Source organism: Stutzerimonas kunmingensis (assembly GCF_002929225.1).
Classification (GTDB): domain Bacteria; phylum Pseudomonadota; class Gammaproteobacteria; order Pseudomonadales; family Pseudomonadaceae; genus Stutzerimonas.
In genome coordinates this window covers 457,559-481,482 of sequence record NZ_PISM01000018.1, presented here as the reverse complement: position 1 = coordinate 481,482, position 23,924 = coordinate 457,559, and the positions used below count along the sequence as shown (strand labels likewise).

General features: G+C 64.5%; 21 protein-coding genes. 11 read left to right on the top strand and 10 right to left on the bottom strand.

The window, feature by feature from the left end:
* Nucleotides 1-13 precede the first annotated feature (13 nt).
* The 3 genes from CW305_RS12845 to CW305_RS12835 all read right to left on the bottom strand — a co-directional run bounded on the left by CW305_RS12845 (nt 14) and on the right by CW305_RS12835 (nt 3,547).
* Nucleotides 14-1,561: a phospholipase D family protein gene (locus CW305_RS12845; RefSeq protein ID WP_104098068.1), complete on the bottom strand. Its 1,548-nt coding sequence runs from the start codon at nt 1,559-1,561 to the stop codon at nt 14-16.
* 59 nt (nt 1,562-1,620) lie between these two features.
* Nucleotides 1,621-2,931, bottom strand: a complete 1,311-nt coding sequence (locus CW305_RS12840) for an NAD(P)/FAD-dependent oxidoreductase (protein WP_104098067.1) — start codon at nt 2,929-2,931, stop codon at nt 1,621-1,623.
* 127 nt (nt 2,932-3,058) lie between these two features.
* The gene (locus tag CW305_RS12835; RefSeq protein WP_003295466.1) at nt 3,059-3,547 is read right to left on the bottom strand and encodes an Lrp/AsnC ligand binding domain-containing protein; all 489 of its coding nucleotides are present in this window, start codon (nt 3,545-3,547) and stop codon (nt 3,059-3,061) included.
* Between the two features lie 146 nt (nt 3,548-3,693).
* Here CW305_RS12835 and dadA point away from each other — a divergent pair, with 146 nt between their 5' ends.
* The 5 genes from dadA to CW305_RS12810 all read left to right on the top strand — a co-directional run bounded on the left by dadA (nt 3,694) and on the right by CW305_RS12810 (nt 7,255).
* The gene (gene dadA / locus CW305_RS12830) at nt 3,694-4,992 is read left to right on the top strand and encodes a D-amino acid dehydrogenase (RefSeq protein ID WP_104098066.1); all 1,299 of its coding nucleotides are present in this window, start codon (nt 3,694-3,696) and stop codon (nt 4,990-4,992) included.
* Nucleotides 4,967-5,341, top strand: coding sequence for a RidA family protein (locus CW305_RS12825; RefSeq protein WP_003297843.1), 375 nt, complete (start codon nt 4,967-4,969; stop codon nt 5,339-5,341). Before dadA ends, CW305_RS12825 begins: the two co-directional genes overlap by 26 nt.
* 118 nt (nt 5,342-5,459) lie before the next feature.
* Nucleotides 5,460-6,008 (top strand): cupin domain-containing protein, encoded by a 549-nt coding sequence (locus CW305_RS12820; protein ID WP_003297842.1) that lies wholly within the window; start codon nt 5,460-5,462, stop codon nt 6,006-6,008.
* 161 nt (nt 6,009-6,169) lie between these two features.
* Nucleotides 6,170-6,595: a c-type cytochrome gene (locus CW305_RS12815; RefSeq protein ID WP_014821785.1), complete on the top strand. Its 426-nt coding sequence runs from the start codon at nt 6,170-6,172 to the stop codon at nt 6,593-6,595.
* A gap of 135 nt (nt 6,596-6,730) precedes the next feature.
* On the top strand, nt 6,731-7,255 hold the full coding sequence (locus CW305_RS12810) for a DNA-binding protein (protein ID WP_104098065.1): 525 nt from the start codon (nt 6,731-6,733) through the stop codon (nt 7,253-7,255).
* A gap of 43 nt (nt 7,256-7,298) precedes the next feature.
* On the opposite strand, the gene CW305_RS12805 is transcribed toward CW305_RS12810, so the two are convergent.
* From CW305_RS12805 to CW305_RS12790, 4 genes are all read right to left on the bottom strand, one after another.
* Nucleotides 7,299-7,871, bottom strand: coding sequence for a xanthine phosphoribosyltransferase (locus CW305_RS12805; RefSeq protein WP_003297838.1), 573 nt, complete (start codon nt 7,869-7,871; stop codon nt 7,299-7,301).
* Nucleotides 7,872-8,007: 136 nt separating this feature from the next.
* A complete protein-coding gene (locus tag CW305_RS12800) occupies nt 8,008-8,595 on the bottom strand; it encodes a 3-keto-disaccharide hydrolase (protein ID WP_014821782.1) in 588 nt (195 codons plus the stop codon).
* Between the two features lie 10 nt (nt 8,596-8,605).
* A complete protein-coding gene (locus tag CW305_RS12795; RefSeq protein WP_014821781.1) occupies nt 8,606-10,225 on the bottom strand; it encodes an alpha-amylase family protein in 1,620 nt (539 codons plus the stop codon).
* A gap of 2 nt (nt 10,226-10,227) precedes the next feature.
* Complete coding sequence (locus CW305_RS12790) at nt 10,228-11,763, bottom strand: alpha-amylase family glycosyl hydrolase (protein WP_104098064.1); 1,536 nt, start codon at nt 11,761-11,763, stop codon at nt 10,228-10,230.
* Nucleotides 11,764-11,951: 188 nt separating this feature from the next.
* Here CW305_RS12790 and gap point away from each other — a divergent pair, with 188 nt between their 5' ends.
* From gap to CW305_RS12765, 5 genes are all read left to right on the top strand, one after another.
* Nucleotides 11,952-12,962 carry a type I glyceraldehyde-3-phosphate dehydrogenase gene (gene gap, locus CW305_RS12785; RefSeq protein WP_104098063.1) on the top strand — a complete coding sequence of 337 codons (1,011 nt, stop codon included), beginning with the start codon at nt 11,952-11,954 and terminating at the stop codon, nt 12,960-12,962.
* Nucleotides 12,962-13,543: a cyclodeaminase/cyclohydrolase family protein gene (locus tag CW305_RS12780; RefSeq protein ID WP_104098062.1), complete on the top strand. Its 582-nt coding sequence runs from the start codon at nt 12,962-12,964 to the stop codon at nt 13,541-13,543. The genes gap and CW305_RS12780 overlap by 1 nt, the downstream gene beginning before the upstream one ends.
* A gap of 162 nt (nt 13,544-13,705) precedes the next feature.
* A complete protein-coding gene (locus tag CW305_RS12775; RefSeq protein ID WP_104098061.1) occupies nt 13,706-14,872 on the top strand; it encodes an iron-containing alcohol dehydrogenase in 1,167 nt (388 codons plus the stop codon).
* A 4-nt stretch (nt 14,873-14,876) separates the two neighbouring features.
* Nucleotides 14,877-16,379 carry a CoA-acylating methylmalonate-semialdehyde dehydrogenase gene (locus tag CW305_RS12770; RefSeq protein ID WP_104098060.1) on the top strand — a complete coding sequence of 501 codons (1,503 nt, stop codon included), beginning with the start codon at nt 14,877-14,879 and terminating at the stop codon, nt 16,377-16,379.
* A 90-nt stretch (nt 16,380-16,469) separates the two neighbouring features.
* The gene (locus CW305_RS12765) at nt 16,470-17,255 is read left to right on the top strand and encodes an IclR family transcriptional regulator (protein ID WP_104098059.1); all 786 of its coding nucleotides are present in this window, start codon (nt 16,470-16,472) and stop codon (nt 17,253-17,255) included.
* Nucleotide 17,256: 1 nt separating this feature from the next.
* On the opposite strand, the gene trhA is transcribed toward CW305_RS12765, so the two are convergent.
* Nucleotides 17,257-17,874 (bottom strand): PAQR family membrane homeostasis protein TrhA, encoded by a 618-nt coding sequence (gene trhA / locus CW305_RS12760; protein ID WP_104098058.1) that lies wholly within the window; start codon nt 17,872-17,874, stop codon nt 17,257-17,259.
* 96 nt (nt 17,875-17,970) lie between these two features.
* The gene (gene rep, locus CW305_RS12755) at nt 17,971-19,980 is read right to left on the bottom strand and encodes a DNA helicase Rep (protein ID WP_014821773.1); all 2,010 of its coding nucleotides are present in this window, start codon (nt 19,978-19,980) and stop codon (nt 17,971-17,973) included.
* Between the two features lie 246 nt (nt 19,981-20,226).
* On the opposite strand from rep, the gene CW305_RS12750 reads away from it, so the two are divergent.
* A complete protein-coding gene (locus CW305_RS12750) occupies nt 20,227-21,864 on the top strand; it encodes a putative bifunctional diguanylate cyclase/phosphodiesterase (RefSeq protein WP_104098057.1) in 1,638 nt (545 codons plus the stop codon).
* Between the two features lie 39 nt (nt 21,865-21,903).
* Here the strand turns inward: CW305_RS12750 and CW305_RS12745 are convergent, their stop codons facing one another.
* A complete protein-coding gene (locus tag CW305_RS12745) occupies nt 21,904-23,877 on the bottom strand; it encodes a BCCT family transporter (protein ID WP_014821771.1) in 1,974 nt (657 codons plus the stop codon).
* Nucleotides 23,878-23,924: the final 47 nt, after the last annotated feature.

Here is a 23,924-nt window from a genome sequence, read left to right as displayed (position 1 = left end):
ACCAAACAGGCCACTAAAGCATCTTCTCCAGGCCGATGACGTCGGCGAACCAGGCGTTGAAGCGTCGCCAGAGCCCGCCTGGCTCCTTTTCGATGGTGCGCAGCCGGCCGCCATCCTCTGCGATCCACGTGAGCTGCTTGCGGCCGTCGCGCTCCACCAGGCGAACTTCGTAGCTCAGTGCCGGCGACATACCCTCCAGCGTGAGGCGGTGGACCTCGCGGGCCAGTTCGTGGCTTTCCACCAGAATCCCCACCTCGGTGTTCCACAGCACCGAGCGCGGATCGAGATTCAGCGAGCCGATGAAAACCTTTTGCTGGTCGAATACCGCTGCCTTGCTATGCAGGCTGGATTCCGACTCGCCGAGAAAACTGTAAGAGGCTTCCTGCTCCGGCTGCCGGCGCAGTTCGAACAGGCGCACGCCGAGTTCCAGCATGGCCTCGCGGTAGGGCGCATAGCCGCCATGCACGGCCGGCACGTCAGTGGCCTCCAGTGAGTTGGTGAGGATACGCACGGTCACGCCCGCACCGGTGCGATCCGCCAGGTAGTCCACGCCGCTATCGGTCGGCACGAAGTAGGCCGAAACCAGTGTCAGCTCGCTGCTCACGGCCTGCATGGTCGGTGCAAGTTGCGTGGTCAGCAGCAGCGATGCCGCCGGTACGCCTTCGGCGAGCAGTTTTTCCGGCGCGTCCCACATCGCCCTGCCCGGTGCCCAGATCAGTTCGTCCAGCCACTGCTGCAATTGCGGGCCCTGCTTGTACTGCATCAGGCGCTGGTACTGCTCGCTGTTTTCCTGTTTGGCCTGCTGCAGATAGTCGCTCAGCTGCTGGCGCGCCTTGTCCAGCTGGCGCGGTTTCGGTTGCCACCAGAGAAAATGCTGGATAGGCACGCTCAGCTGGTTGTTCCAGTAGCGGTCGAAACTCTTGCCGAGTTGCTCGGCGACCGGGCCGGCGCCAAGCAGATCAATGTCGGTGAAGTTCATCGCCTGGTCGGCCTCGAAGTACTCGTCGCCGAGATTGCGTCCACCGACGACGGCCAGGCTGCCATCGACCAGCATCAGCTTGTTGTGCATGCGCCGATGCTGCAGCGAAAGGTGCAATAGGCGTCCCATGGATCGGGTGATGGCGTTGCTGCGGCCGAGGTGAAGCGGGTTGAAGACGCGGATCTGAATATTGGGGTGCGCGGCCAGAGTGCCGATGCGGTAGTCCTCGCCATGGCTGGTGGTGTCATCCAGCAGCAGCCGCACGCGCACGCCGCGGTCGGCGGCTTGCAGCACTTCGTCGATCAGCGCACGTGTGGTGAGGCCGTCATGGACGATGTAGTACTGGATATCGAGGCTGACCTGCGCCGCGCGGATCATCTCGGTGCGTGCGGCGAAGGCTTCGGTGCTCTCCGGTAGCAGGCGAAAACCCGAGTGGCCGTACGCGTGCTCGGTGGCGAGCTGCTGGATGCGCCGACCAAGCGGCGACGCGTCCGGAGCCACGGAATAGGACTCGGTTGGCGTGGGGTGGCTGGCACAACCGGCCAGCAGCAGTAGCAGCAGGAGCGTCAGGTAAGTGCGCAAGGTTTCTCCGGGTATGCATCCTTTCATTCATGCTTGGACGTTGCGCTTCGTCCGAAAATTCAGAATCGGTCCTTCAGTCGATACCAGAGCATGCCCAACGCCAGCAGTGGCGAGCGCAGTGCCGGTCCGCCGGGGAAGGTCGGATGCGGCACTTTGGCGAACAGATCGAAGCCGCTGCTTTGCTGGCCGGCAATGGCTTCGGCAAGCAGGCGACCGGCCAAGTGCGTGGCATTCAGCCCGTGGCCGGAATAGGCCTGGGCGTAGAACACGTTGGGATTTTCAGCCAGGCGACCGATCTGCGGCAGCCGGTTGGCGCCGATGCCGATCATCCCGCCCCACTGATAGTCGATGCCGATGCCGACCAGCTGCGGAAATACCTCGAGCATCTTCGGCTGCATGTAGGCGGCGATGTCCTGTGGGTCACGGCCGGAATAGTGACAGGCGCCGCCGAACAGCAGACGGCCATCGGCGCTGAGACGGAAGTAATCGAGCGCCACGCGCTGATCGCAGACTGCCATGTTCTGCGGCAACAGCTCGCGGCAGAGCGGCTCGGGCAGCCGCTCGGTGGCGATGATGTAGCTGCCGGCCGGCAGCACCTTGCCGGCGAGCTTCGGTTGCAGGCCGTTGAGGTAGGCGTTGCAGGCCAGCACCAGGTTGTCCGCGTGCACCACGCCCTGAGCCGTATGCACCTTGACCTGCGGGCCATACTCGATGCGCTCGACCGCCGACTGCTCGAACAGCCGCACGCCCAGCGACTGCGCCGCCGCCGCCTCGCCGAGTGCCAGATTCAGCGGGTGCAGGTGGCCCGAGCCCATGTCCAGCAGGCCGCCGAGGTAACGCTGCGAGCCCACCACCGTGACCAGGTTGGGACGCGACACGCGCTGCAGAGGATGCGGATAGCCGAGGCGCAGCAGGTCGGAGTACTCCTCGTCGAAGCCTTTCAGATGCCGTGGCTTGGTCGCCAGGTCGCAATAGCCCCAGGTCAGGTCGCAGTCGATGGCGTAGCGCTCGATGCGCTGACGGACGATGTCGACGGCTTCGAAGCCCATGCGCTTGAGTTCATCGACGCCTTCTTCGCCGAGGATCTTGCTGAACTGCTCGACGTCATGACCGACGCCGCGGATCAGTTGCCCGCCGTTGCGCCCGCTGGCGCCCCAGCCGATTCGGTACGCTTCCAGCAGGATGACGCTGAGGCCCCGCTCGGCCAGTTCGATGGCCGTGTTGAGGCCGGAGAACCCACCGCCGACGACGCATACGTCGGCCCGCTGCTCGCCCTGCAACGGCTCGAAGGCCAGTTCGCGATTGACGCTCGCGGCATAGTAGGAGGGTGCATGTACGGCGCCGTTCGGCGCGGATGCGCGGTGATTCATCAAGGTGTCATGAGAGGTCTGCATGCGCCTAGGGTAGACCGGAGCGAGGCCGCGGAGCAAAGCCAGGCATGACCAGCGGTGCCTCGCAGGCTGCCCGACGAGGCTGCAGAACTGGCCGTCATCGGCTCTAGTCCGGGACCGGCAGGTCGAGGGATTCCTTGATCTCTTCCATCACGATATAGCTCTTCGATTCGCGAACGTGCGGCAGCTTCAGCAGGATGTCGCCGAGCAACTTGCGGTAGGAGGCCATCTCCGAAATCCGCGCCTTTACCAGGTAATCGAAGTCGCCGGACACCAGGTGGCATTCGAGCACGTGGGGCAGCTTGAGCACGGCGCGGCGGAACTCCTCGAAGATGTCGCCGGACTTGTACGCCAGGCTGATCTCGACGAATACCAGCAGCCCCGCCTTCAGATGCTGCGGGTTCAGCCGCGCCGAGTAGCCCATGATGATGCCTTCGCGCTCCAGGCGCCGGACCCGCTCGGTGCACGGCGTGGTCGACAGGCCGACGCGTTCGCCCAGCTCGGTGAAGGGCAGTCGCCCTTCGGCTTGGAGGATGCGCAGGATGTGGCGGTCGATCTTGTCCAGTTCGCGGCGCGTCTGATGCCGGGTTCTCAAGGGATATGCCCTCCAAATAAAGCGTCGATGGCGTGAATAGCGGCCAAAGATAGCTTTTTATATGGTGAATAACACTGCTTGAGCATTTTTATACTCCGTTTCAATAGTGATCCGGAAAAGCCCGTTCGAGCGGGTGGGAGGCTGCAATGCGTGTACTGGTATTGGGTAGCGGCGTGGTCGGTACTGCCAGCGCCTATTATCTGGCGCGGGCCGGTTTCGAAGTGGTGGTGGTCGACCGGCAGCCGGCGGTGGCGATGGAGACCAGCTTCGCCAATGCCGGGCAGGTCTCGCCCGGCTATGCCTCGCCGTGGGCGGCACCTGGCGTCCCGCTGAAGGCGATGAAATGGCTGTTGCAGCGCCATGCGCCGCTGGCGATCAAGCTTACCGGTGACGTCGACCAGTATCTGTGGATGGCGCAGATGCTGCGTAACTGCACGGCGGCCCGCTACGCGGTGAACAAGGAACGCATGGTGCGGCTGTCCGAGTACAGCCGTGACTGCCTCGATGAGCTGCGCGCGGAAACCGGCATCACCTATGAAGGTCGTCAGCTCGGCACCACGCAGCTGTTCCGCACCCAGGCGCAGCTTGATGCCGCCGCCAAGGACATCGCTGTGCTGCAGCGCTCCGGAGTGCCCTACGAGCTGCTCGATCGCGCCGGCATTGCACGGGTAGAGCCGGCTCTGGCGAAGGTTTCGCACAAGCTCAGCGGTGCGCTGCGGCTGCCCAATGACCAGACCGGCGACTGCCAGATGTTCACCTCGCGCCTGGCGGAAATGGCCGTGGCGCTCGGGGTCGAGTTCCGTTTCGAACAGAATATTCAACGCCTCGACTACGCCGGCGACCGGCTGGCCGGTGTGTGGATCGACGGCAAACTGGAGACGGCTGATCGCTACGTGCTGGCGCTCGGCAGCTACAGCCCGCAGATGCTCAAGCCACTGGGCATTCGTGCACCGGTGTACCCGCTCAAGGGCTATTCGCTGACCGTACCGATAAGCGATCCGGCGATGGCACCGCAGTCGACCGTACTCGATGAAACCTACAAGGTCGCCATCACCCGCTTCGATCAGCGCATCCGTGTCGGTGGCATGGCGGAGATCGCCGGGCATGATCTGTCGCTCAACCCGCGCCGGCGGGAAACTCTGGAAATGGTGGTGGGCGACCTCTATCCGCAGGGCGGCGATCCGTCTGACGCGGTATTCTGGACCGGTCTGCGACCGGCCACGCCAGATGGCACACCGATCATCGGCGCGACACCCTATCGCAACCTGTTCCTCAATACCGGCCATGGCACCCTTGGTTGGACCATGGCGTGCGGCTCCGGCCGTGTGCTCGCTGACCTGCTGGCGTCCAAGCGTCCGCAGATCAGCACCGAGGGGCTGGATATCTTCCGTTACGGCAAGCACAAGGAGACCCGTAAACATGCCCATCCGGCGGCTGCACACTGAAACCCGCTATAGCGAAGCGGTGATCCACAACGGCGCGGTGTATCTCTCCGGGCAACTGGCCGATGACCTGACCGGTGATATCCGCGAGCAGACCCGCGAAACGCTGTCGAGCATCGAACGCTTGCTGGACGAGGCGGGTACCAGCAAGACGCGCCTGCTTTCGGCAACCATTCACCTGAAGGACATCGCCGCCGATTACGCCGGTATGAACGAGGTGTGGGATGCATGGATCACACCGGGCACGGCGCCGGCACGGACCACGGTTCAGGCCCTGATGTATTCGCCGGATGTGCGGGTCGAGATCACCGTCGTCGCTGCCATGCCAGATCTCGCCGGCCCGGTCCTCTGACCCTTGGGAGAGCCGCGCGTGCCGGGCGACGGCTCGTCCGGAGCCAGTGTTGTAAATTCTGAACGCCATTGCCATGATAGCCCCCTCTTCGCATCGCTCTTGAAAGGGGGCTCCCGTATTGGACGTTGGCGTTCGACTGCAAACCATCCGCAAGCTCAAGGGTCTGTCCCAGCGTGAACTCGCCAAGCGTGCCGGCGTTACCAACAGCACCATTTCCATGATCGAAAAGAACAGCGTCAGCCCCTCGATCAGTTCGCTGAAGAAGGTGCTGAGTGGGATTCCCATGTCGCTGGTGGAGTTCTTTTCCCCCGACTTCGAGCAGGACAGCGACACCCAGGTGGTCTACAAGGCCGGCGAGTTGATCGATATATCCGACGGCGCGGTGAGCATGAAACTGGTGGGCAAGGCGCATCCGGGACGAGCCATCGCCTTTCTCGACGAGACCTATCCGCCGGGCTCCGACACTGGAATGGACATGCTCTCGCACCAGGGCGAGGAGGCCGGGATGCTGGTCGAAGGCCGTCTGGAGCTGACCGTGAACGGTCAGGTGTACGTGCTGGAGAGCGGCGATAGCTACTACTTCGAGAGCAGCAAGCCGCATCGTTTCCGCAATCCGTACGACGCGCCGGCACGGTTGATCAGCGCGACGACGCCGGCGAACTTTTAACCGCAGCGGCCTTGGTTCATCCGAAAGTTGCGCTGCGACAAAGCGTCGCGGAGAAACGCCGGGCCTTTCGTATTGTTTCGGCTGGCATGGCTTGCCGTTATACTGACCGCCGCTCGCGATACCGTGGCCGCGGGCGTGTCTAGCCACAATGAGGGTGTAAGGTGAACCTGATTAAGAAGATCCTGGTAGCACAGACTGCCGTATTGGCCCTGTGGGCAATGAGCGCTCAGGCTGCGACCGACGAAGCAATCGCCGAGCGCCTCAAGCCGGTGGGCGAAGTATGTATTCAAGGTGAAGAGTGCGCAGCCGCTGGTGCCGGCGCTGCCGCAGCCGCCGGTGGTGCCGCCCGTAGCGGTTCCGACGTGTACGGCAAGTTCTGCACTGCCTGCCACGGCTCCGGCCTGCTGAACGCGCCGAAGACCGGTGACAGTGCAGCCTGGACGGCCCGTGCCGATGCTGCCGGTGGTCTGGACGGCCTGCTCAAGCACGCCATCAGCGGTATCAATGCCATGCCGCCGAAGGGCACCTGTGGCGACTGCTCCGATGACGAGTTGAAGGCCGCTATCCAGCACATGTCCGGCCTCTGATCGAGCGCCAGGCGTCACCAGCAAAGCCGCCTCCGGGCGGCTTTGTCGTTTCTGCGGTGAGCAAAGCAGGCAGCTCTCGAGTCGAATTCGATACGGCCTACCGGTCGGATTCCCGTGACGACAGAGGAGCCCCGCATGCCCAGTTCCGCACCACAACCCGAACAGCTGCACCTGGCCAGTGACGGGCGCACGCCCAACAGCCCGCATCCGGTGCTGATCTACCGCCAGCTGCCATTGGCCGGACCAAGCCCCGCAGAAGCCTTCGAGCGACTGTTTGACAGCCATCTGTGGCCGTCTGCCTGGCGTGGGACGGTTTACGACTACCATCCCACCGCCCACGAAGCGCTCGGCGTGGCCAGCGGCTGGGCGCGGATCATGTTGGGTGGTGATAACGGTCAGGAGGTCGAGCTGAAGGCGGGCGACGCGCTGGTGCTACCGGCCGGGACGGGGCATTGCGCGCTCGAGGCCAGCACAGATTTTCAGGTGGTGGCGGGTTATCCGGTCGGCCAGCAGTACGACATGCAGCGGCCTGACGCGGCCACCCATGATCAGGCGCGTGAGCGAATTGCCCAAGTCCGCGTGCCCATCAGCGATCCGCTGGCAGGCACGCAGGGTGCGCTGGTGGCGCTATGGCGCGCAGACGCGCCACCGGTCGGTTGAGCTGCGCCCGGACTATGACCTGCACTCAGCCAATGACCTGCACTCAGTCTATGAATTGCACTTGCCCATCTGCCAGCGAGGCGACGCGAGCCAGGGACTCGACGCGGTAACCGGCTTCTTCCAGCTCCTGACGACCGGCCTGGAAGGCCTTTTCGATGACGATGCCAAGGCCGGCGATGCTGGCGCCGGCCTGGTTGATGATCGAGATCAGGCCCTTGGCGGCTTTGCCGTTGGCGAGAAAGTCGTCGATGATCAGCACGCGGTCGTTCGAGGACAGGTGCTGGGTGGACACGGCGATGGTGCTTTCCACCTGCTTGGTGAACGAATAGACCGTGGCGGTTAGCAGGTTGTCCTGCAGCGTCAGCGACTGGTGCTTGCGGGCGAAGATCACCGGCACGCCCAGCTCCAGGCCGGCCATGACGGCCGGCGCAATGCCGGAGGCTTCGATGGTGACGATCTTGGTGACGCCGGCATCGCGGAACAGGCGGGCGAATTCCTGCCCGATGGCCTGCATCAGCACGGGATCGATCTGGTGGTTGAGGAACGCGTCGACCTTGAGTACCCGGTCGGAAAGCACGATGCCCTGACTGCGAATCTTATCTTTCAGCTGTTCCACGAACGCTACCTCAAGCGTGGGCGGCCGCGGCTTGCCTGACGCTTGGCGCCGGGGCGCTTCTGCCGTCACTGCGTTTCGCAGCCTGGAAAAGCCGCGCATTCTCGCTCAATTCGGCGTGCCGATCCAAGGCCGACGTTCAGCCCAGCGCTTCGATCGACAGGCGGCGAAAGCGCACCGCCTCGCCGTGGTGCTGCAGGACGATATGCCCGGCTGGCGCCTTGGCGAACAGCGGCTTGTCGGCGAATTTGCTGGATTCGATCAGCGTGTGCAGGGCTGGGTCGTCCAGGCGATAACTCAGCACCATACGATTGCCCAGCCAGTGCTCGACCGCACCCTGGCGCACGACAAGCGCTGCGTGCATGAAGCTGCCGGGTTCGACCCGGGTTTCCTGTTCGGGCGCGAGCAGGCCATACAGGGCACCGTTGCGGGTGGTTGGTTCTTCGCCGTCGGGGTGAACGGCATCATCCAGCAGCTGCATTTCCGGCCCGCTGTGCCAGGCGAGGCCGGCGCTTTCGTCGACGCGGTAGAAGACCCCGGAATTGCCGCCCACCGGTAGGGCGAACTCGAACTGCAGGATGAAATCGCCATAGCGCTCGCGCGAGACCAGGTCGACCCGCGGGGCGCCGACAATGGCACACAGCTGTTCATCGTCGTCGCGGTACCAGCTTTCGTCGGGAAAGGTTGCGCCGTGCCAGGCGTGCCATTGTGCTGCGTCGAGATTCATCAGCCACTCCTCATCCGAACAGTTGCTGCTTGCGCCGCAGCCAGCGATAGCCGTAGGGCCCGAGGCGAATCTTCAGCGGCGAACCTTCCGGCTGCCCGTAATCGCAGTCGGCGAGCACATCGACCATGTCCTGAAGGTCGTCCTCGGTGATCTCGACGGTGGTTTCCTTGTCGGCAAGATTGACCAGCATCAGCACCGTGGAGCCGTTGTCGTGGCGGATGGCGAACACCGCCGGATCATCCACTTCGACAGTCGTGCGCTTGCCGATGCCAATCTCGCGCAGGCCGATGCGGGTGCGGATCATGTTGCCGGTGCGCGCCATCAGCGAGTTGCTGCGCAGGGTTTGGGCGAACACGTTGATCTTCTCGTACGAGAAGGGCCCTTCGTCGATCACCGGTGCGGCCAGCTCACCTTTGGTACAGGAGAACCCGGCGTTGGGTTCGTTGGACCACTGCATGGGCGTGCGTACGGCCAGTCGCTCGGGGCGGTCGAGGTCATCGCCCATACCGATTTCCTCGCCGTAGCGGATGATCGGCGTGCCGGGCAGCGAGAACAGCAACGCATGAGTGGCCGCGATGCGTCGCTCGTCGCCGTCGAGCATCGGCGCGAGCCTCCGGCGAATGCCGCGATCGTAGGCGCGCATGTTCTCGTCGGGGGCGAAGGTGTCCATCACCTCTTTGCGCTCATCCTCTTCCAGCCGGTCGAGGCTCAGCTCGTCGTGGTTGCGGATCCACAGCGCGTATTGCGAATGACTGGGCGGCAGCGGTTGGCTGTTCAGGGCGCGCACCAGCGGCTCGGCCTGCTGCCGTGCCAGGGCCAGGAACAGGTGATTGTTGGTCCAGAAATCCAGCAGCAGAGTGACGCGATCGGCCTCGTCGCCGAAGTATTCGACGTATTTTTCCGGATCAGTGTCGATCTCACCGAGCAGCACGGTCTCGGGCCGGCGCATGGTCACGAAGTCGCGCATGTGTTCGAGTAGCCAGTAGCCCTTTTCCAGTTCGCCGCCGCCGGCCTGGCGCACCATGTGCACCGCGGCGTCGATGCGGAAACCGGAGACACCCAGACGCAGCCAGAACGACATGATCCGCTCGATCTCGTGGATGACCTTCGGGTTGGTCAGGTCAAGATCCGGCTCGTGCTTGTAGAACAGATGGCGGTAGTACTGGCCGGCTTCCTCGTCCCAGGTCCAGATGCTGTCTTCGACCGTCGGGAAAATCGGCTCCATGAAGTCGTCGGGCTCGTCGGCCCAGATGTAGTAGTTGCGGTAGGGCGAGTCTCGGTCGCGGCGCGCCTCTTGAAACCACTTGTGCTGGATGGAGGTGTGCTGCACTACCAGCTCGATGATGACGTGCAGGCCCAGCTCTTCGGCCTTCTCCAAAAGCGCGACGATGTCGGCCAGATCACCGAAGCGTTCGTCCACCTGTAGATGGTCCGTGATGTCGTAGCCCGCGTCGTCGAATGGCGATTGATAGAACGGCATCAGCCATACGGCCGTGCAGCCGAGGCCGCGGATGTAGTCGAGGCGCTCGGTGATACCGCGCAGGTCGCCGCAGCCGTCGCCGTTGCTGTCACGAAATAGAGTGGGGTCGATCTGATAGATCGCCGCGTTGCGGTACCAGAGTGGACGCATGCTCAGTTCTCCATTGGGCGCAGCACGACGGCCTGCCCTGGCTTTAGGGTGCCGTTGTAGGGATCGCCTTCACCGATGCCGTCACTGGCGATCTCGACCTGCCATTCGCCAGCGTGCGGATGAGCGTGGAGCTGGTCGGAGAAGTTGATGCAGACCAGACGGCGGTCGTCGCCGAAATTCCGGCGGTAGGCAAGCACTTCGGGGTGCGAAGGCAACTCTTCGAAATCGCCGTGATGCAGCGCCGGGCTGGCTTTGCGCGTGGCCAGCAGGCGCTGGTAGAGCGCGAGCATGGAGTTCGCCTCACCAGTCTGCCGCTCGGCTGCCAGCTCGTTGGCGTCAGGCGGGAAGGGCAGCCAGGGTTCTGCACCTTGCCAGCCATGTGGCGGTTCGGCCTGCCAGGGGATCGGTGCCCGGCAGCCGTCGCGGCCGCCCGGGTCGGTTCGGGTTTCGGCGGTAATAACCGCGTCTTCCAGCCCCAACTCCTCACCCTGATAGATGAAAGGCGTACCGCGCAGCGTCAGCAGCATTACCGCAGCCGCCCGGGCGGCGCGCTCGGAGCCCTGATAACGGCTGCGCTGGCGCACGTTGTCGTGATTGGACAGCACCCACGTCGGCCAGGCACCGGCCGGCTGCAGCCAGTGCTCGACCTCGCGGATGCAGGTACGAAATAGCACCGGGTCCCAGGGCGCATCGAGCGGGTTGAAGTTAAAGGCCAGATGCAGCTCGTCGCCAGCGCCGTAGTACTGCAGCACGCGCTCGGTGGAGCGGATGTTCACCTCGCCCACCAGCATGCGGTCGCCAGGATAGCTGTCGACGAGCTTGCGCAGGCCGCGCAGGACTTCGTGGCTGTAAGGCTGATCGTTGAAGTCCGACAGCGGCTGGCCAGCCCCGCAGCGCGGGTCGTCGGCGAAGCTCGGGTCCTTGCCGGTGCAATGAATGACGTCGATACGAAAGCCGTCCACGCCGCGGTCGAGCCAGAAGCGCAGCACGTCGTGCATGGCCTCGACCACCTCGGGGTTGCGCCAGTTGAGGTCCGGCTGCTTGGCCAGGAACAGGTGCAGGTAGTACTGCTGGGTGTGCTCGTCCCACGTCCAGGCGCTGCCGGCACCCAGCGCGGCGCGCCAGTTGTTCGGCTGGTCACGCCAGATGTACCAGTCGCGCTTGGGGTTGTCCCGCGAACTGCGCGACTCGACGAACCAGGGATGCTCATCCGAGGTGTGATTGGGCACGAAGTCCAGCAGCACACGGATATCGCGCGCATGGGCTTCGGTGATCAGCCGGTCGATATCGTCCAGCGAACCGAACAGCGGATCGATATCGCAATAGTCGCTGATGTCGTAGCCGGCGTCGGCCATCGGTGAGCAAAAAATCGGCGATAGCCAGAGGGCATCGACGCCCAGCTGCTGCAGATGATCGAGGTGGCGCAGCACGCCATTGAGGTCGCCAATGCCGTCGCCGTTGCTGTCGGCGAAGGATCGCGGGTAGATCTGATAAACGGTCGCGCCCATCCACCACGGTGTTCGGGTTGTCTCGCTCATTGCTACGCACCCCCTGATTTGCCTCAGGTCGCGGCCGGCCCTGCACCGCCGCCTCGTCAGGTTTACGACTGGCCAACGGCACATGGGTTCGCCACTTAATTGATCCTGGTCGTTCGGCGATGAACGCAAGGGTGGATACTCCGCCTAAGCTAACTACTGACTTTCAACCCCCTCCGAGGAGATTTGCCATGCTGCGTATTGCCATCAATGGGTATGGACGTATTGGTCGCGCCGTCGTACGAGCGCTGTTCGAGCGTGGATTGCAGGATCGGGTACAGGTCGTTGCCATCAACGATCTCAGCGACCACAAAACGCTGGTGCATCTGACGCGCTTCGATTCGACCTTCGGTCGCTTTCCCGAACCGGTGGAACTGGACGGTGAGTCAATGGTGGTGCGCGGCCAAGCGATCCGCCTGCTGGCCGAGCGCGATGCAACCCAGCTGCCGTGGAAGGAGTTGGGCGTGGATGTGGTGCTGGAGTGCACCGGCAAGTTCAAGAAACGTGCGCTGATCGAGCAGCATCTACAGGCGGGCGCAGGTCGGGTATTCGCCTCGCACCCGCTGGATGGCGGCGACCTGACCGTGGTCTACGGCGTGAACCACCAGCTGCTCGGCGATCAGCGCGTCGTCTCCAATGCCTCCTGCACCACCAATTGCCTGGCGCCGCTGGCCAAGGTGCTGCACGAGGCAGTCGGCATTCGTCAGGGCCTGCTCAACACTGTGCATTCCTACACCAACGACCAGAACCTGCTGGACAAGGCGCACAGCGATCTCTACCGCGCGCGCGCCGCGGCGTTGTCGATGATTCCGTCCACCACCGGTGCGGCCAAGGCTATCGGCCTGGTGCTGCCGGAGCTGGCCGGGCGTCTGGACGGCCTCTCGGTGCGGGTGCCGACGCCGAACGTCTCGCTGGTCGACCTGACCTTCATCGCTGAGAACGCGCCGGACAGCGTCGAGGCGATCAATCAGATCCTGCGCGAAGGTGCGCAAAAGATGCCGGCCGGTGTCATGGAGTGCAATGAGGAAGCGCTGGTCTCCTGCGACTTCAACGGCTACCCGGCGTCCTGCGTCGCCGACCTCAGCCAGACCCGTGTGCAGGGCGAGCTGGTCAAGGTGATGGCCTGGTACGACAACGAGTGGGGCTTCTCCAACCGCATGCTCGATGTGTTGCTGCATTGGGACGGAGCCAAGTCGGCCTGATGGCCGAAGCCGACAGACCGGGCGCGGGGCAGGGGCTCTGGCAGCTGAGCCTCGCGCAGTTTCGCCATGCCGTTGCCGAGCGCGCCTTACCCGGCTGCGGTGCGGTCGCGGCGGTGACTGCTGACCTCGCTGTGGCGCTGATCGTCAAGGCGCTGCGGGTCAGTGCGGCGCACGGCGATGCTTCCTGCGAGGCGCTGCTGGCCGAAGCCCGATCACTGCTTGGTCGTCCCGGTGCCTTTGCCGATGATGACGTGGCGGTCTTTTCCGACTATCTGAAGGACGACGAAGGCCGGAAGCCTGACTTGTCGCGCCAGGCCTGCGCAGTGCCGCTGGCGACGGCACATGCCTGCGTGGAGGCACTGGGCATCGCCGAGCGCGCCTTGCCGATGGTCGAGCCGTCGCTGCGCTGTGATGTCGAGGCGGCGGTGTTGTTGCTGAGCGCCTGCGTCGATGCCGTGCTGCTCAATGTCGAGGCTGATATGGACGAGCTGGATGCCCAGGCGCGGGCCGATGTGCAGTCCGCTTGTGAACGCCTTCGCCAGCAAACGACTCAGCTTCGCGATCGGCTGAACGCACGCTGATCCCGTTTTCCAATAAGCACATCCCTGACCCTGAGACGAAAGGTCTCGTTTCGGGTTGACGGCGGCTGCTTGCTCTACCTACTCTCCAATTCATAGTGAGACATTGAGTCTCAAAATAAGAAGCTGCCAGCTCGCCAGGCAGTCCATTTTCGGAGAGTGCCCATGAGTCATCGCATCGTCCTGCCGCGCCTGATGGAAGTCGGCGCCGGCGCCAGCCAGCAACTTGCCCGCGTGCTGAAGGAGCTGGGCTGCAATCGCCCGCTGATCGTCACCGACCGCATGATGGTCGAGCTCGGCTATGTCGCCCGTATCGCCGGTCAGCTGGAAGAGGCCGGCATCGCCAGCCAGTGCTTCGCCGATACCCTGCCCGAACCGACCGCTGCCTCGATTCGAGCGGGCGTGGAAATGGTCCGTCAGGGCGACTTCGACTCCATCGTCGCCCTCGGCGGCGGCAGCCCGATCGATTCGGCCAAGGCCATCGGCATACTCGGCAAGTTCGGCGGCGAGATGCGCGACTACCGCTTCCCACGCGATGTCAGCGAAGCCGGCCTGCCGCTGATCGCCATCCCCACCACTGCTGGCACCGGCTCGGAGGCGACGCGCTTCACCATCATCACCGACGAGACCAGCGACGAGAAAATGCTCTGCGCGGGCCTCGGCTTCATGCCGATCGCCGCGCTGATCGACTACGAGCTCACCCTCTCCTTGCCGCCGCGGGTCACCGCCGACACCGGTATCGATGCACTGACCCACGCCATCGAGGCCTATGTCAGCCGCAAGGCCAGCCTCTACAGCGATGCCCAGGCGCTTGAAGCCATGCGTCTGCTGGCGCCGAATCTGCGCTCAGCCTTCCACGAGCCGGGCGACCGCGCCGCTCGCGAGGCCATGATGCTTGGCGCGACGCTGGCCGGGATCGCCTTCTCCAACGCCTCGGTGGCGCTGGTGCACGGCATGAGCCGGCCGATCGGTGCCTTCTTCCATGTGCCGCACGGGCTGTCCAACGCCATGCTGCTGCCGGCGATCACCGCCTTCTCGATTCCCGCCGCGCCGGAGCGCTACGCTGATTGCGCGCGGGCGATGGGCGTCGCCGCGCAGACCGACAGCGTCGAGGTGGCGAACGACAAGCTGCTCGCCGAGCTGCGCGCAATCAATCAGGAACTGAAAGTGCCGAGCCCGGAACAGTTCGGCATCACCCGCGAACGCTTCTTCGAATTGCGCGAGACCATGGCGCGCCAGGCGCTGGCCTCCGGCTCGCCGGGCAACAACCCGCGCGTACCCACGGAAGCGGAAATCATCGACCTCTACGAAACCGTCTGGAACCAGGAGTGAAGCCATGCAGACCCTCGGCAATCTGATCAACAACGAGGCCGTTGCCGGCCGCTCCGAGCGCCACGCCACCGTCTACAATCCGGCCACCGGCGAGCCGCGCCTGTACGTTTCGCTGTCCTCGGCAGACGAAACCCGCGAGGCCATCGCCGCCGCCCAAGCCGCCTTCGAAGGCTGGTCGAAGACCCCGCCGTTGGTGCGCGCGCGGGTCATGTTTCGGTTCAAGGAGCTGCTCGAAAAACGTCGTGACGACGTCGCCCGCTTGATCACCAGCGAGCACGGCAAGGTCTTTTCCGACGCCCAGGGCGAAGTCACCCGCGGGCTGGAAGTGGTGGAGTTCGCCTGCGGCATCCCGCACCTGCTCAAGGGCGAGTTCTCCTCCAATGTCGGTCGCGACATCGATTCCAACTCGCTGATGCAGCCGCTCGGCGTCTGCGTCGGCATCACCCCGTTCAACTTCCCGGCGATGGTGCCGCTGTGGATGCTGCCGGTGGCCATCGCCTGCGGTAACACGTTCGTGCTCAAGCCCTCGGAAAAGGACCCGAGCGCGACCATGTTGCTCGGCGAGCTGCTGGCCGAAGCCGGGCTGCCGGCCGGCGTGCTGAACATCGTCAACGGCGACAAGGAAGCCGTGGACGTGCTGCTCACCGACGAGCGCGTGCAGTCGGTCAGCTTCGTCGGCTCGACGCCGATCGCCGAATACATCTATGCCACCGCCTCGGCCCACGGCAAGCGCTGCCAGGCCCTGGGCGGAGCGAAAAACCACATGGTGGTGATGCCCGACGCCGATCCGCAGCAGGTGGTCAGCTCGCTGATCGGCGCGGCCTTCGGCTCGGCCGGCGAGCGCTGCATGGCGATCTCCGTGGCGGTGTGCGTCGGTGACGAGGTGGCGGACAAGCTGGTCGGCATGCTCAAAGACGAGATCGGCCAGATGCGCACCGGCCCGGGCCTGGGCATCGAGCCCGAGCCGCACATGGGCCCGCTGGTGACCCGCGAGCACCAGCAGAAGGTCAGCGGCTATATCGATCTGGGCGTGGAAGAGGGCGCGACGCTGGTCTGCGACGGTCGCGGCATCAAGGTCGAGGGCCATGAGAACGGCTTCTATGTCGGCCCGACGCTGTTCGACCGTGTCACGCCGAGCATGCGCATCTACCGTGAGGAAATCTTCGGCCCGGTGCTGGCTGTGGTGCGGGTGAAGAGCTTCGACGAGGCGCTGCAACTGATCAACGACCATGAATACGGCAATGGCACCTCGATCTTCACCCGCGACGGCGACACCGCGCGGCAGTTCGAGGAAAACGTCAAGGTCGGCATGGTCGGCGTCAACGTGCCAATCCCCGTGCCCATGGCCTTCCACTGCTTCGGCGGCTGGAAGCGCTCGGTATTCGGTCCGCTGAACATGCACGGCCCGGATGGGGTGCGCTTTTTCACTCGCATGAAGACCGTGACCCGCCGCTGGCCCACCGGTATCCGCGCCGGTGCCGAGTTCGCCATGCCGACCATGAAGTAACCCGCGCGGCACCGTTGCACAGACGGTGCCGGTCGCTACACTCGTGCGCGCCCTGCGGGGCGCTCAGCTCATTGAACGACAAGGCAGACGATGCGCAGCATTCCCCGCGAGAAAGGCTCCTCCATCACCCGCGTGCTGGAAATCATCGAGGCGGTCGCTGCGGCGAAGGAGCCGCTCAGTCCGACGGCCCTGGCCGAACGGCTAGACATTCCCAAGGCCAGCGCGCACCGGCTGGTGCAGACGCTGGAAAAGGAAGGCTTCCTGCAGTTCGGCCTGCGCGGTGGGCTGTTGCCGGGCGAGCGCCTGCATGTCGCGGCGCTGAACATTCTGCGCAGCAGCCGGCACAAGGCGCTGCGCCAGGCGATCCTGCGCCAGCTCTCCGAAGCCATAGGCGAGACCTGTGGGCTGGCCATCCCCGATGGGCTGGACATGCTCTATTTCGACCGGGTGCAGACCAACTGGCCGCTGCAGATCAACCTGCCCATCGGCAGCCACACGCCGCTCTGGTGCACCGCCAGCGGCAAGCTCTACCTCGCCTCGCTGCCGCCGGAGCAACTGGAACGAGTGCTGCCGCGCCTGCCGCTGCAACGGATGGCGCGCAACACCCTGACCGACCTCAGCGCGCTGCGTGACGACCTGGCGCGGGTGCGGGAAGAGCAGCTGGGCACCGATTCCGAGGAGTTCCTCGACGGCATGGTCGCCTGTGCGGTGCCGGTGCGTGATGCCGACGGCGAGCTGCTGGCCTGCCTGTTCAGCCATGCACCGGTGATTCGGTGCTCGATGGCGCAGCTGCTGGAGTTCGTGCCACGGCTGCGCGCCGCGGCGAGCGAGCTGGAAGCGGTGCTCGGCAGCGCGGCGGCGCTGGAGCCGCGCTGAGTCAGATCACGTAGAACAGAATGGCGATGAAGTGCAGCAGGCTGCCAACCATCACGAAGATGTGCCAGATGCCATGCCAGTGGCGGAAACGGTCGTCGAAGACGAAGAACACGATGCCCACCGTGTAGCAGATGCCGCCGGCCAGCAGCCAGGCGAAGCCGGCACCGCCGAGCGCCGCCAGCAGCGGCTTGACCGCCACCAGCACGATCCAGCCCATCACCGCGTAGATCACCAGTGACAGCACCCGCGCCTCGGAGCGCGGCTTGATCTCCTGCAGCATGCCGATCACCGCCAGGCCCCAGACGATGCCGAACAGCGTCCAGCCCCAGGGGCCGGCCAGAGCGACCAGACAGAATGGCGTGTAGCTGCCGGCGATCAGCAGATAGATCGACAGGTGATCGAGCTTGCGCATGACCACCTTCGCCCGCCCGCGCAGGCTGTGGTACAGCGTCGAGATGCTGTAGAGCAGGATCAGGCTGAGGCCGTAAATCGCGGCACTGACGATCTTCGCCAGCTCGCCATCGAGCGCCGCCAGCGCCAGCAGCCAGATGGCGCCCAGACAGGCCAGCAGTGCACCGACCAGGTGCGTCCAGGCATTGAAGCGTTCACCGTGGTACATCGAATCCCTCCAGAAACCGCGATCGGCCAAGCATGCCGCGGTTAGGTGACGGGATACAAACCGGCGTTGAACGCTCCTCGAACCCAGGCGCTGCGATCAGCGCTTGAGCATCGCCCGCATCGCCGCCAGGGCGTCGTTGCCGCGCGCGGCCTTGACCTCCACCGGCGCGTCTTCCTGGCCTTCCCAGACCAGGTCCTCCGGCGGTAGCTCGTCGAGGAAGCGGCTCGGCGTGCAGTCGATCACCTCGCCGTACTGCTTGCGCTTGGCGGCAAAGGTCAGCGCCAGGTTGCGCTTGGCACGGGTGATGCCGACATAGGCCAGGCGCCGCTCTTCCTCGATGGTGTCGGCCTCGATGCTGGAACGGTGCGGCAGGATTTCTTCCTCGAAGCCGATGATGTACACCGAGGGAAATTCCAGGCCCTTGGAGGCGTGCATGGTCATCATCTGCACGCCTTCGGCACCTTCTTCCTCTTCCTGCTGACGCTCGAGCATGTCGCGCAGCACCAGCTTGCCGATGGCGTCCTCGATGGTCATGTCGCCGTCTTCGTCCTTGTCCAGCGTGCTCTTCAGCGCGTCGACGAGAAACCAGACGTTGCCCATGCGCGCGTCGGCCACCTTGTCGCTGGAGGCGTTCTGCCTGAGCCAGTTCTCGTAGTCGATGTCCATCACCATGCTGCGGATGGCGGCGATCGGGTCGTTCTGCGCGCACTGCTGGCGCACGTTGTCCATCCAGTGCTTGAAGCGCGACAGGCGCTCGGCGTAGCGGCTGTCCAGATGGGCGCCGAGGCCGATCTCGTCAGCGGCGGCGTACATGCTGATGCCGCGCTCGCTGGCGTAGTTGCCGAGCTTCTCCAGGGTGGTAGAGCCGATCTCGCGGCGCGGCACGTTGATCACCCGCAGGAAGGCGTTGTCGTCGTCCGGGTTGACCAGCAGGCGGAAGTAGCTCATCAGGTCCTTCACCTCCTGGCGGGCGAAGAAGCTGGTGCCGCCGGACAGGCGATAGGGAATCTGGTGGTGCTGCAGCTTCAGCTCCATCAGCTTGGCCTGGTAGTTGCCGCGGTAGAGGATGGCGAAGTCGCTGTAGGGGCGCTGAGTACGCAGGTGTTCGGTGAGGATTTCAAGCGCCACGCGCTCGCACTCGGCGTCCTCGTTGCGCGTGCGGATCACGCGGATCTCGTCGCCGTGGCCCATCTCCGACCACAGCTGCTTCTCGAACACGTGCGGGTTGTTGGCGATGAGGATGTTGGCGCACTTGAGGATTCGGCTGGTGGAGCGGTAGTTCTGCTCCAGCATCACCACCTTCAGTGAGGGGTAGTCCTCCTTCAGCAGCATCAGGTTTTCCGGACGCGCGCCGCGCCAGGCGTAGATCGACTGGTCGTCGTCACCGACCACGGTGAACTGGTTGCGCATGCCGACCAGCAATTTGACCAGCAGGTACTGGCTGGCGTTGGTGTCCTGGTATTCGTCCACCAGCAGGTAGCGGATGCGGTTCTGCCATTTCTCCAGGATGTCGGCGTGCTCCTGGAAGAGTTTCACCGGCAGCAGGATCAGGTCGTTGAAGTCCACCGCGTTGTACGCCTTGAGCGTGCGCTGGTAGTGCAGATAGACGATGGCGGCGGTCTGCTCCTTGGGGTTGCGTGCGTTGGCCAGGGCTTCGTCGGGCAGGATCAGGTCGTTCTTCCAGCTGTCGATGTAGTTCTTGATTTCGTCGGCACCATCGTCCCCGGAATATTCCTTCTGCATGATGTCGGTGAGCAGCGCCTTGATGTCGCCGTCATCGAAGATCGAGAAGCCGGGCTTGTAGCCCATCCGTGCGTATTCCTTGCGGATGATGTTCATGCCCAGGTTGTGGAAGGTGGACACGGTCAGGCCGCGTGCCTCGGCGCCCTTGAGCAGGCTGCCGACACGCTCCTTCATCTCGCGCGCGGCCTTGTTGGTGAAGGTCATGGCGACGATGTGGCGGGCCTGGATGCCGCAATGCTGCACCAGATAGGCGATCTTGCGGGTGATCACGCTGGTCTTGCCGGAGCCGGCACCGGCGAGCACCAGAAGTGGGCCGCCGACGTAGTTCACGGCTTCCTGCTGCCGAGGGTTGAGTCGGGACATGGTGTTCAGGTCATTCGAAGCGGGGGCGGGAGTTTAACAGGCTGCCGCGCCGATGCTGGCCCGTTGCAGGTTCAATAAATCACCGATCGTCGCAGTTGGGGCTTGGCTGATCGAAATAATGGATTAGTCTTGTGCGCGCTGCAGGAGGCAGGGCGTTTGCATAGGGCTGTGCGGGAAATCGGGCGTGTAGCGCCCGTCTTGCAAATCACCGAGTCCGGAGGCCGCTTGCCAGCGCCCGCTCAATCCATGCCGCTGTTGCTGTTGGCTGATCGACCCGAATGGGCCGAGCGGCTGCGCGCCTGCCTGCAGGGCTCGCACAGCAAGGAACGGCTGATCATTGCGGCGGATTGGGACACGGCCAGTGCGTATCTGGAAACGCCCTGCCTGCTGCTGGCGACACCGGAATGCCAGGCGCTCGCCGAACGCTTCCCCTGGCCGCTGATCCTGCTGCTCGACGACGAACCGACGCAGATGCCGGAAGGCGCGGTCGACTGGCTGGTGGGCGACCAGCTCAGTGCCGAGGTGTTGCGCCGCTGCCTGCGCTACGTGCGCGAGCGCTGCAACCTGCAGGGAACCTTGCAAAGGCTGGCCGAGCAGGACCCGCATACCGGCATCGTCAACCGCCAGGGCTTCCAGGCGCTGCTGTTCGATGCCCTGGCCGAGCATCAGGAACAGGACCTGGTGCTTGGCTATCTCGATCTCGACAACTTCCGCCACGTCAACGATGCCCTCGGCCACCAGGCCGGGGATCACCTGATCCTGCAGGTGGTGGCGCGGCTCAAGGCGCAGCTGGAGGTCGGCGACATGCTGGCGCGGCTGGGCGGCGACGAGTTCGCCCTGCTGCTCGATACCCGCAACGATCCGGAGCGCGCTGTGGCGGTCGCCGATCGCATCGTCGAAGCACTGGCGGAGCCTTACTGGGTGGAGGGCGAGAGCCTGATGCTGGGCTGCAGCGTCGGACTGGCGCGTGCCAGCGAGGGGATCGACGCCGATCCGCTGCTCTGGCACGCGCAGATCGCCATGCGCCAGGCCAAGGCGGCCCAGGGTTGCACCTGGTGTTTCTACGATGAACAGGTCAGCCGCAGCGCGCGCAGCCTCGCCGATCAGGAAGGCGAGCTGCGCCGTGCGTTGCGTCGCGGTGAGCTGGAGCTGCACTACCAGCCGAGGCTGTGCCTGGAAAGCGGGCGCATCGTCGGACTGGAGGCACTGGTGCGCTGGCTGCACCCGGAAAGAGGGCTGCTGGGGCCGGATGCCTTCATTCCCATGGCTGAGGAGAGCGGCCTGATCGTGCCGCTCGGCTACTGGGTGATCGCCCGCGCGCTGCGCGATCTGCAAAGCCTGCATGAGGGCGGCGCGGATTCACTGCACATGGCGATCAACCTGTCGTTCCGCCAGTTTCAGGACAGTCAGTTGCTGCCGACGCTCAACCGGCTGATCGACGAGCGCGGCATCGACCCGCACTGGCTGGAATTCGAACTCACCGAAACCGCAGTGATGCGCCGCAGCGAGCAGGTGCAGAGCGCCATGCATGCGCTGGGCGAGCTCGGCGTGCGCTTTTCGCTGGACGATTTCGGCACCGGCTTCTCGTCGTTCGTGCACCTGTCCAGCCTGCCGATCACCCTGCTGAAGATCGACAAGAGCTTTGTCGCCGGCATGGTCGTGCGGCCCGAGAAGTCGCAGCTGGTGCAGGCGATGGTCGGCCTGGCGCACAACCTCGATCTGGATGTGGTGGCCGAGGGTGTCGAGACCACCGAGCAGCTCGAGCTGCTGCGCCAGTTCGGCGCGCAGCAGGTGCAGGGCTATCTGGTCAGCCAGCCGTTGCCGCTGGCCGAGCTGCTGCATTTCATGAGCGCCGAGCGACTGGCAGCCGGCCTGGCACACTGATCGACCGCGTCCTGGCCGGCGCCAGGACGCAGCTCGGCTTCAGCGAACCATGTGCAGGAAGTGCATGTGCTTCTCGTACTGGCCGAGGATGTCACTGATGACATCCTCGCGGCTCCAGCCCATCACGTCATAATCCTGGCCGCCTTCCTTGAGATGCACCTCGGCGCGGAAGTACTTGCGCTCCTCGCGCTCGTCGTCCTCGCTGGTGGCGACGAAGCTCGGCATGGCGTAGGCCCGCGGGCGCACTTCGTAGATGAAGTCTGGCTCGCCTTCGTGGGTGATCTCGAAGCGCAAGCGACGATCATCACCTTCGCTGATGTCCACCGCATAGCCCTGCTTGCGCATTTCCTCGGCGATGTCCTCGTAGGCCGGACGCACCACTTCGGTGATGAAGCGCACCACATGGGCGCGTCGCGGGAACAGCATCAGCGTACGCAGGCGACGTTGCCAGCCACCGGCACTGCGCGGTGCGCTGGGCGAGGTGCTCAGGGCCTGGTAGCGCAGCCCCTGCTTCGTGGCATCCAGGCGCAGCGCCTTGAGCAGACCCCACATCGAACACAGCAGCGCGATGGTGAAGGGCAGGGCGCTGGCGATGGTCGCCGTCTGCAGCGCGGTCAGGCCATCGGCGAGCAGCAGCGCGATGGCCACCCCACCCATGGATGCGGCCCAGAAGATGCGTTGCCAGACCGGAGTGCCTTGCTGGCCGCCGGAGGCGAGCATGTCCACCACCAACGCGCCGGAGTCCGCCGAGGTGACGAAGAACACCACCACCATGATGATGGCGATCAGCGAGATGAAGCCCGAGAAGGGGAAGTGCTCGAGGAAGGCGAACAGGGCCAGCGAACTGTCCTGCTCGATGGCTTCACCAAGGCTGGAGACGTGTTCCCAGAGGATCATGTGGATCGCGGTGTCGCCGAACACGGTCATCCACAACAGGGTGAATGCGGTCGGCACCAGCAGCACGCCGGTGACGAACTCGCGAATCGTCCGGCCGCGCGAGATGCGCGCGATGAACAGGCCGACGAAGGGCGACCAGGCCAGCCACCAGCCCCAGTAGAACAGCGTCCAGCCGCCGATCCAGTCGTTCGGCTCGTAGGCATAGAGGTTGAAGGTCTTGTTGACGATGTCCGACAGGTAGCTGCCGGTGTTCTGCACGAAAGTCTGCAGGATGAACACCGTCGGCCCCGCGATCAGCACCATCAGCAACAGCAGCGCCGCTAGCGTCAGGTTCAGCTCCGACAGCCGGCGCACGCCCTTGTCCAGGCCGGTGACTACCGAAATCGTCGCCAGCAGCGTGGTGGCGATGATCAGGCCGATCTGCACCGGCACGGATACCGGCAGGCCGTACAGGTGATTCAGCCCGGTGTTGATCTGGGTGACGCCGAGGCCCAGTGAGGTGGCGACCCCGAGCACCGTGCCGATGATGGCGAAGATGTCCACGGCATGCCCGATCGGCCCATAGATGCGCTCGCCGATCAGCGGGTAGAGCGCCGAACGCAGGGTGAGCGGCAGGCCGTGGCGGTAGGCGAAGTAGGCCAGGATCATCGCCACGATGGCGTAGATCGCCCAGGCATGCAGGCCCCAGTGGAAGAAGGTGATCTTCATCGCCTCATAGGCGGCCGCGCTGGTGCCGCCTTCGCCCACCGGCGGTGAGAGGAAGTGCATCACCGGCTCGGCGACGCCGAAGAACATCAGGCCGATGCCCATGCCGGCGGAGAACAGCATGGCGAACCAGGTCAGGGCGCTGTAATCCGGTTCGCTGTGATCCGGCCCGAGCTTGATGTCGCCGTAACGACTGAACGCCAGCAGCACCACCATGAGCAGGATGAGTGCTACGGCGAGGATGTAGAGCCAGCTGACGTTGGCGATGATCCAGGCCTGGGTATCGCCAAACAGCGTTTGCGCATGGCTCTGGAAAGCGACGCTGTAGATCACCAGCGCCAGGATTATGACCGCCGAGCCGTAGAAGACCGGGGCGTTGAGGTGGGACGACGAGGGCTGTTTTGCCTCCATGCTGCGCTCCTTCGGGTTGTTTCTGGGGAGTGGCCGCCTGTGGCGAA